Below are 8,118 nucleotides of genomic sequence, written 5' to 3'. Positions count from 1 at the left end.
GGTACAACACGGCGCCGCTGAGCTTCAAGCTCAAGATGCGGGTGCACTACAGCCGCAACTACGAGAACGCCTTCTGGGACGGCAGCCAGATGACCTTCGGCGACGGTGCCACCACCTTCTATCCGCTGGTGAGCCTGGACGTGGCCGCCCACGAGGTGAGCCACGGCTTCACCGAGCAGAACTCGGGGCTGGTCTACTCCGGTCAATCCGGCGGCATCAACGAGGCCTTCTCCGACATGGCGGGGGAAGCGGCCGAGAACTTCATGAAGGGCAGCAACGACTGGCTGGTGGGGGCCCAGATCTTCAAGGGCAACGGCTCACTGCGCTACTTTGAGGATCCGACCCGGGATGGCAAGTCCATCGGTCATGCCAGCGATTACTATGACGGCATCGACGTGCACCACAGCTCGGGTGTCTATAACCGCGCCTTCTACCTGCTGGCCAATACCAATGGCTGGACGACCCGCAAGGCATTCGAGGTGTTCGTGCTGGCCAACCGCCTCTACTGGGGCGCCAACACCACCTACGATCAGGGCGCCTGCGGCGTGACCAAGGCGGCCACGGATCTGGGCTACAGCCTGACCGACGTGGCGGCAGCCTTCACCACAGTCGGCGTCAACGCCTCATGCAGCGCCACGCCGCAACCCGGCAGCGTGCTGCAAAACGGGGTACCGGTCACCGGTCTGGCTGCCGCCAAGGGTGGCAAGGTGAGCTACACCATTGACGTGCCCGCCGGCAAGAGCCAGCTGGTGATCGCCAGCAGTGGCGGCACCGGGGACGCGGATCTCTACGTGAAGTTCGGCTCGGCACCAACCAGCGCCAGCTATGACTGCCGCCCCTACAAGAGCGGCAACGCCGAGACCTGCACCCTGACCTCCCCCAAGGCAGGCACCTGGCACGTGCAGCTCAGCGCCTTCAGCGCCTTCTCGGGCGTGACCCTGAAAGCCAGCTACTGATCCTGCATCAGCAAGCAACCTGACCCAGGCGCCGGACTTGTCCGGCGCTTTTTTTTTGGCGATCAGCGTCCCGCCCAGCGCAGGGCCAGGGCTCTGGCCGCTTCCAGCACCCGCTCCTTCTCCCGGTTTGGCCGCTTGCCGCTGCGCCAGGCCATCATCACGTCCCAGTGATCCGGTGGCAAGTCCACCACATCCAGTTGCACCAGGCGGCCAAACTCCAGATCCCGACTGATGGCGAGCGCCGGCATCAAAGTGATGAAGCCGTGCTCCAGCGCCAGCTCCCGCGCCGCACTGGCGGGCTGGATGGCATGCAGCGGGCTCGCTACCTGGCGCAGCAACCGCAATTGCAGGATCAGCTCGTCACAACCTGTGCCCCACTGCTGGGGGGCCAGCCGCTCGTTGGCGATGTCTTGCAGGGTCAATCCTTGTCTGCCCGCCAGCGGATGAGAGGCGCTGGCCACGGCTATGATGGGGGAGCGGTAGAGCAGCTCGAGCTGGATGCCCGCGATGGCGGGACATTTCAAGATGAAGCCGACGTCTGTCTCACCGGTCAGCAGCTCCTGCATGATGATGCCGGAGTGATCCGTGTTGCAGCGGATCTCGAACGCCTCGTCCACCAGAGCCAGCAGCAGAGGGCCAAAGACGACCGTGGTCAAAGAGGGCAGGCAGGCGAGCCGGATCCGCGGCAGGGCGGGCGCCCCCTGCATCGCGAGTCGCCCCCCCTCCAATGCACTCAGGGCGGCACTGGCGGCAGGCAGAAACTGCTCGCAGGCGGGCGTCGGGGTAGCGCCACGGCGATGACGACGAAACAGGGGCTGTCCCAGCTCCTGCTCCAGCACGGCGATCCGCTGACTGACCATGGGTTGGGACCAGCCGCGAATGGCGGCCACCTTGCTGAAGCTGCCACGGTTGGCCACATCCAGCAGCAATTGCAGATCATCGAGGGTCATAGCCATAACAAAATCCAATATGAAATATAGCCAGTTGTCGGCTACCACTATATCTGGCCCCCTCCCAGAATAGCAGTATCAATCGTCATGAAATCGGCATAACGCCACCGAGTCAGGGACTTGTCTTCGCCCTTGGCTCTGTTTGGTGACGGCGCCATTTTGGCAACACACACAATAAATAATGTATTTCGATGCAAGCAGGGGTTATGAGGTCATGGTAGAGCGGGCGAGGCGGTTGGGGCGGTGGTTCTTGGCATTGGATTCCCTCTTGGTGATCCTGGGATTCTTTGTGGTCATGCCCATGATAAGCCTGCGATTTGTGGATCAGCTCGGCTGGGCCGCAGGTGTGGTCGGATTGGCGCTGGGTTTGCGCCAGCTGACCCAGCAGGGGCTCGGGGTCTTTGGTGGATCCCTCGCCGATAGATTCGGGGCCCGCCCCCTCATCGTCTGTGGCATGCTGCTGCGGGCATTGGGTTTCGCCAGCCTGGCCTATGCCCAGACCGGGCTGGAGCTCATCCTCTCCTGTATCATCTCCGGGCTCGGCGGCTGCCTGTTCGATCCCCCCCGTGCCGCCCTGGTGATCAAGTTCACCCGCCCCCGTGAGCGTGGTCGCTACATCTCCTTGCTGATGATGCTGGAGAGCGCCGGCGCCGTGGTGGGTGCCCTGCTCGGCAGCTGGCTGCTGAACTTCGACTTCGAGTATGTCTGCCTGCTGGGAGCCGGCCTGTTTGTCTGCGCGGCCCTGTGCAACCTGCTGATCCTGCCCCCCTACAAGCTCTCGGTGCGACCGACCCCGATCCGGGCCGGTCTCGGTCAGGTGCTGGCGGACAAGGCCTTCTGCCGACTGGTGCTGGTCTTGAGCGGCTACTACGCGCTCTGGGTACAGGTGATGCTGATCTTCCCCATCCTGGTCAAGCAGATGGCGGGCAGCACCACGGCGGTGGGCTGGATGTATACCCTGGAGACGGCCATCTCGCTGACTCTGCTCTACCCCCTGGCCCGCTATGGCGAGCGCCACTTCAAGCTGGAGAGCCGGCTGATGGCGGGCGTGCTGCTGATGACTGCCGGCATCGGGCTGGTGGCCTTTGCCAACACCCTGCCCGCCGTCTTCATGCTGCTGGCCTGCTTCTATCTCGGCATCATCATCGCCGAGCCTGCGCGCGAGACGCTGATGACCAAGCTGGCGCAACCAGGGGCTCGCGGCAGCTACATGGGGTTCAGCCGACTGGGGCTCGCACTCGGTGGCATGACGGGGTACGTGGGTGGCGGCGCCCTGCACGACTACGCCAACGCCCAGGGGCAACCCTGGCTGCCCTGGCTGGTGCTGGGCACCGTCGGGATCACCACCTTCCTGCTGCTGGTGAACTGCTTCCAGCGTGACTCCCGCCTGGCCCGGGTCAATGCCTGAATCCTCTGGCGTTAGCTGAACTCTGCACCTATGTGAACAACAAGGGCCGGTTTATCCAAACCGGCCCTTGTTGCTATCCGGCGGACAATCACCCGTTGGCTTGGCTGCCACCGTCATCATCCGTTCCCCCACGCCCTCCTCTTTCTCACCCCCGCCCCGCCGACTTCCCTCCTTTCCCCATAAAACCGGTCCATAAAAAAAGCGGCAGATAAGACTGCCGCTTTTTGCTCAACCTGAAACCGACTTACTTGTCGATATCCAGCATGTTGTTTTGCAACATGAAATCGATCACCTGAGTGGCCGTGGTACCGGAGCCGCCGGTCAGGGTATCGAAGGTGTGGTTCGTCAGCACTATCTCCTGAGTCACAGGCGCCGTACTGTTCTCCTTGACCTGCAGGTGCACCCCTTCGTTGTCCTGGAACACAGAGAGCAGCCCCTTCAGGGAACTCTCCGTCTTGCTGCCGTCGTTATCCAGCAGATCGCTCAAGTCCAGCTTGTCCCCCTCGGCCTTGGAGAAGTCGGTGACGTAATCCTTGGTCAGGGTACCCGGTGTCGTATCCCCCTTCTGCCAGGCGAAGGTGTCGGCGCCACCATCACCTCGCATGATATCGTTACCGAGGCCACCAATCAGGATGTCATTCCCCAGACCACCACGCAGTGCATCGTTATGGCTACCGCCATCGATATAGTCGTCACCAGCGTGGCCAAACAGGATGTCAGAACCAGATTGCCCGTAGATCTTGTCATTACCGCTGCCACTGTTAACGACGTCGGCGTAACGGCTACTGACATCCACACTCAGCAACAGTCCATCCGCATCCAAGATAGAATCCGAACCAGAAAGACTGCCAGTCATGATGTGGTGTGCTTTCAGCTGATCTACGGTGAGTTGCAAGCCATCGTCGGTACCGAATCCATCCGCTCCCGTCTTGCCTGCGTAAATGACATCATTGCCACTACCGGTTTCAACATGATCATTACCAGCACCACTACTGATTATCTGATCCGAGCTCCCCTTGTTGTAACTCACCCCGGTATGAACGCGGTCAGTTCCACCACTACTGGTTGTGATCTCACCCAGCAGATTTCCACCAAAGAAGACATCAAGTCGGTCGGGGTTGGTTGCCCTCTCACCATTTCGAACCACTATCGTATCGTTGAGATCAGTACCATCTACGGTGAGCGGGAGGTAGACAGGTACACCATTACTGTCGACCGGATTGACACTGATGGTCAAAGTACTGTTGGTGGTATCCCCATCACCATCACGAACGCTATAACTAAACACCTCACGTGCATCGGCAGGGATCTGACTACCGTTTTTGGTGACCTGATAGGTGTAGGCACCGTTCACCAAGATGGTCAGAACCCCATACAAGCCAACCACCTGGCTCCCCGCACCGTTGCTGTAGGTCGTGGCATTGTTGCCGACACCGTAGCCAATGACGGCCAAGCCACCATCAGCCCCAGCCAGATCATTGCTCAAGACGTTGCCCGTGGTCTGCGGCAATTCATAACCCGAACCTTCCACTATCTTGACGACCAAATCGAAGCTACTGCTGGCGTTTTCATTGGTGTAGATAGTCTTCACCACGTTGCCACTCGCATCTCGGAAGCCCAGCACCTCGAAACTGTAGACCTTACCTTCAAAGTTGAAGCTCGCCGTCGTAGTCCCAATGGTGATGATATCCCGTGGATCGGCCCCATCATTCGGCGTTTCGTTGTGGTTGAAGTTGATGGACACAGTCACCGGGGTCACCTTCCCCGAAGCATCGGTCACCGAGAAAGTCGCCTGCATGGTGACCCCCGTGATCGAGGTTCCCGAGGTGACCGGGTAGTTGTAATGAGTGAAGGTACCCAGCTTGATCTCTTCGTTCAACGGGATCTGCCCGTTCAACGCAGTATCGTTATCGGCGAATCCATAACCGGATTTCGTCTCATTTTTGCCACCCCAACGGATCTGGTCCTTGGCCGAGTCGTTATCCGTCCCATCGAAATACTCCAGATTCTTTCCGCCAACGGCACTAATCCAAGATGCTTCGATACCTGAGAACAAGAACGAATCCACTACTACGTTGATACTGGCATTATCCACAACGGCAACGGGCACATCATCACGCACGGCAAGTTCAAACGAGCCAGAGGCAGTGTCGACTCCGGACTTGCTCACCTCATAATTGACGGTGAAGCGAAGTTCGTCCTGGCTAGTCAACACACTGCTTTGGCCATCCACAAGATGGCTAAGCGGCTTGATCAGAGTGAAGGTATAGCTCGGTGGGTTGGCACTATTATCCACTGTCACGGTAAAGGCGACGTTGCTGGTGTTGGTGCCAAAGTACCCCTTAAGCCCAGCGCCATCCTGAACCACGTTGACGGGCTGCCCATCAACACCCGTGATCCCGCTCAAGCCAGTGATACTCACCAGTTTGAGCTGCACGCCAGCCACATTACTGCCACTGCCATCAGTCACCTGCAGTGCCTGAGTCACAGAAAGAGGACCAGTGGTTGGCACGCCCACAGGCTCAGGTAAGGATGCATTGCCCCCTGACAAACCATCCTCATCCACCAAACCACCGCTCAGACGAACGGAGAGATCGTTATCTATGATGGTCCCGACGCCTGACTGGCCACCCACTGTGATAGTGAGTGTTTCACTGCTCTCGGCCAATTTATCATTGACGGTTGGTATAGCGACGGTGAAGCCGGAGACACCGGCCGGCACGGTGATCTTGCCGGTCGCGCTGTTATAGGTCACCCCATTGCTGAACTGGGCGCTTCCCCAGTCAGGGCCGGATGCCGGGTTGCTACCACTGCCCTGGATGGCAAAGTCATACTGGGTCACTTCCTGAGTCGCGTCGGACAGGGTCACGCTGTGACTCAGGTTGCCGCCTTCGGCCACACTCTCGCTGGAGACCGACTGCACAGTCGGCGTGAACAGCGGCTTGGTGGCGAAGGAGCCGGTGCTGGCATCCCCATCCCCATCCACGACCCGGATCTGGAAGTCGATATCCCCATCACCAACTGGCTTGGACATGTTCTGATACTGGAAGAACTCCCACTTGCCGGTGGCCGGCGTGAATTCCAGACGGAACACCAGGGTGCCATCACTGGTCTTGCCAACCAGGGTGTTGGCCGACTCCAGGGTGGTGGTGATCGCCTTGCCGGTGGCCGTGGTCAGCCCGGCTTCGGAACCGAGCAGTTGCATCGACCCCTTGCCATCCGCTCCCCACTGCGGCGTGACAGTACCTGAGCCGTAAGCTATGGCCTGAGCCGTGCTGGCACCAAGGAACTCGATGCTCTTCACGGTGAAGTCACTGTTGTCGGCATTGAGACCATTGCCATTGTTGGTGGCCTTGATCACCATGGTATCGAAACCGCCCTGCTGCACCTGGAAGTTGCCAGCATAGTCGCCGCCCGAGGCGTTGGAGCTGAAGGTCTGGGTGCCGATCAGCACGCCACCACGGTAGAACTCCACCACGCCGCTCTCCAGCTCGCCGCCGAACATCTGGCTGAACTTGATGTTGGCGCCATAGGCGACCTTGCCCGCATCCAGCTTGATGACCAGCTGCTCGGAAGCTGAGGTGCCGTTGGCGAAGTGGCGGAAATCGATCTCGTTGGCGAGATTGAGGTTGGGTGCAGCCACGCTGGACACCCCCAGCCCTGAGCTGGAACCATTCACATTCGCCGCGATCAGGGTCGAGTTGGTCGCCGACGTGAAGCCCAGGGCCGTGATGGTGAAGCCCGCCATGCCGAGGGACAGCTTGTTGCCGCTGTATTGGGTCAGATCGAACAACCCGGTCAGGGCAGTCGGGATATCCGTCTTGGTGACGGACACTGCCGCAGCATCGCCAGCGACCGGCGAGTCGTCCTCGACCGAGATGGGCAGGCTGCCGGTGGTGGTGGTCTTGCCATCCGATACTGTCACACCGACCTGGAAGTTGAGTACGTCTTCACTCCCCTTGACCGGATGATCAAGCGGCACCTTGAGAGTCACATCGTAGCCCCAATCCCCCTTGCCGCCTGTCGGAGCGGTCAGCTTGACGTCGATGACGGCCTTGTAGTCCGCACCGCCCACCGTGCCGGTATAACCGGTCAACACCTTGGTGGTGGCATTCCAGCTCCACTGCACCGCAGCACCGCCGGAAGTCAGGCCGCTCGGCCCATTCAGGCTGACGGTCAAGCTATCCTGGCTATCCAGGTCACCGACCGTGATCTTGCCGCTGGCGACCGCGCTGTCCGTGGTATCGCTGCTGCCTGCCGTATCGGCAATACCGCCGGCAAGGCCCTCTTCGGATACCACGGCCCCCTTATCGATGCTTAAGGTCGGCGCATCGTTGGTGCCGGTGATGGTGATGGTCAGGGTGCTGGTCTGGCTGACGGTGCCGTCGGTCGCGGTGTAGGTAAACACCACGTTCGCGGTGTTACCGGCCGCCAGTTTCTGGGCATCCGCCCCGTTGGCGTTGAAGCTGTAGCTGCCGTCGGCGCGGATGGTCAGGGTGCCGTAGCTGTTAGTCAGCACGGTGTCGCCACTGGCGTTGACCGCGGTGGCCGTGCCCGTGGTGCCGTTCAGGATCCCGGTCACCTTCAGGGTGTTGCCATCGACATCGCTGTCGTTGGCCAGCACGCCGCTCGCCGCATTCACCGTCAGGATGGCGTCTTCGTTGACCGCGCCCACATCGGCTTGCAGCACCGGCGCATCGTTGGTGCCGGTGATGGTGATGGTCAGGGTGCTGGTCTGGCTGACGGTGCCGTCGGTCGCGGTGTAGGTAAACACCACGTTCGCGGTGTTACCGGCCGCCAGTTT

General features: G+C 60.4%; 4 protein-coding genes. 2 read left to right on the top strand and 2 right to left on the bottom strand.

What is annotated here, in order from left to right:
* Window positions 1-956, top strand: a 956-nt coding sequence (locus tag CUC44_RS20685; protein ID WP_208621101.1) for a M4 family metallopeptidase, incomplete at its 5' end; no start/stop codon positions are given.
* Window positions 957-1,018: 62 nt separating this feature from the next.
* Here the strand turns inward: CUC44_RS20685 and CUC44_RS20680 are convergent.
* Window positions 1,019-1,912: a LysR family transcriptional regulator gene (locus CUC44_RS20680; RefSeq protein ID WP_167388975.1), complete on the bottom strand. Its 894-nt coding sequence runs from the start codon at window positions 1,910-1,912 to the stop codon at window positions 1,019-1,021.
* A gap of 208 nt (window positions 1,913-2,120) precedes the next feature.
* Here CUC44_RS20680 and mdtH point away from each other — a divergent pair, with 208 nt between their 5' ends.
* On the top strand, window positions 2,121-3,314 hold the full coding sequence (gene mdtH / locus CUC44_RS20675) for a multidrug efflux MFS transporter MdtH (RefSeq protein ID WP_100861733.1): 1,194 nt from the start codon (window positions 2,121-2,123) through the stop codon (window positions 3,312-3,314).
* A 244-nt stretch (window positions 3,315-3,558) separates the two neighbouring features.
* Here mdtH and CUC44_RS21345 read toward each other — a convergent pair.
* Window positions 3,559-8,118 (bottom strand): beta strand repeat-containing protein (locus tag CUC44_RS21345; protein ID WP_244166812.1); only part of this gene is annotated, 4,560 nt, incomplete at its 5' end.

Source organism: Aeromonas lusitana, assembly GCF_002812985.1.
GTDB lineage: Bacteria > Pseudomonadota > Gammaproteobacteria > Enterobacterales > Aeromonadaceae > Aeromonas > Aeromonas lusitana.
This window is presented reverse-complemented; position numbering and strand designations above follow the sequence as displayed.

Bases quoted from the DNA above. Each gene is read 5' to 3' on its own strand.
- mdtH (WP_100861733.1), top strand. From the start codon at position 2,121: ATGGTAGAGCGGGCGAGGCGGTTGGGGCGGTGGTTCTTGGCATTGGAT.
- CUC44_RS20680 (WP_167388975.1), bottom strand. From the start codon at position 1,912: ATGGCTATGACCCTCGATGATCTGCAATTGCTGCTGGATGTGGCCAAC.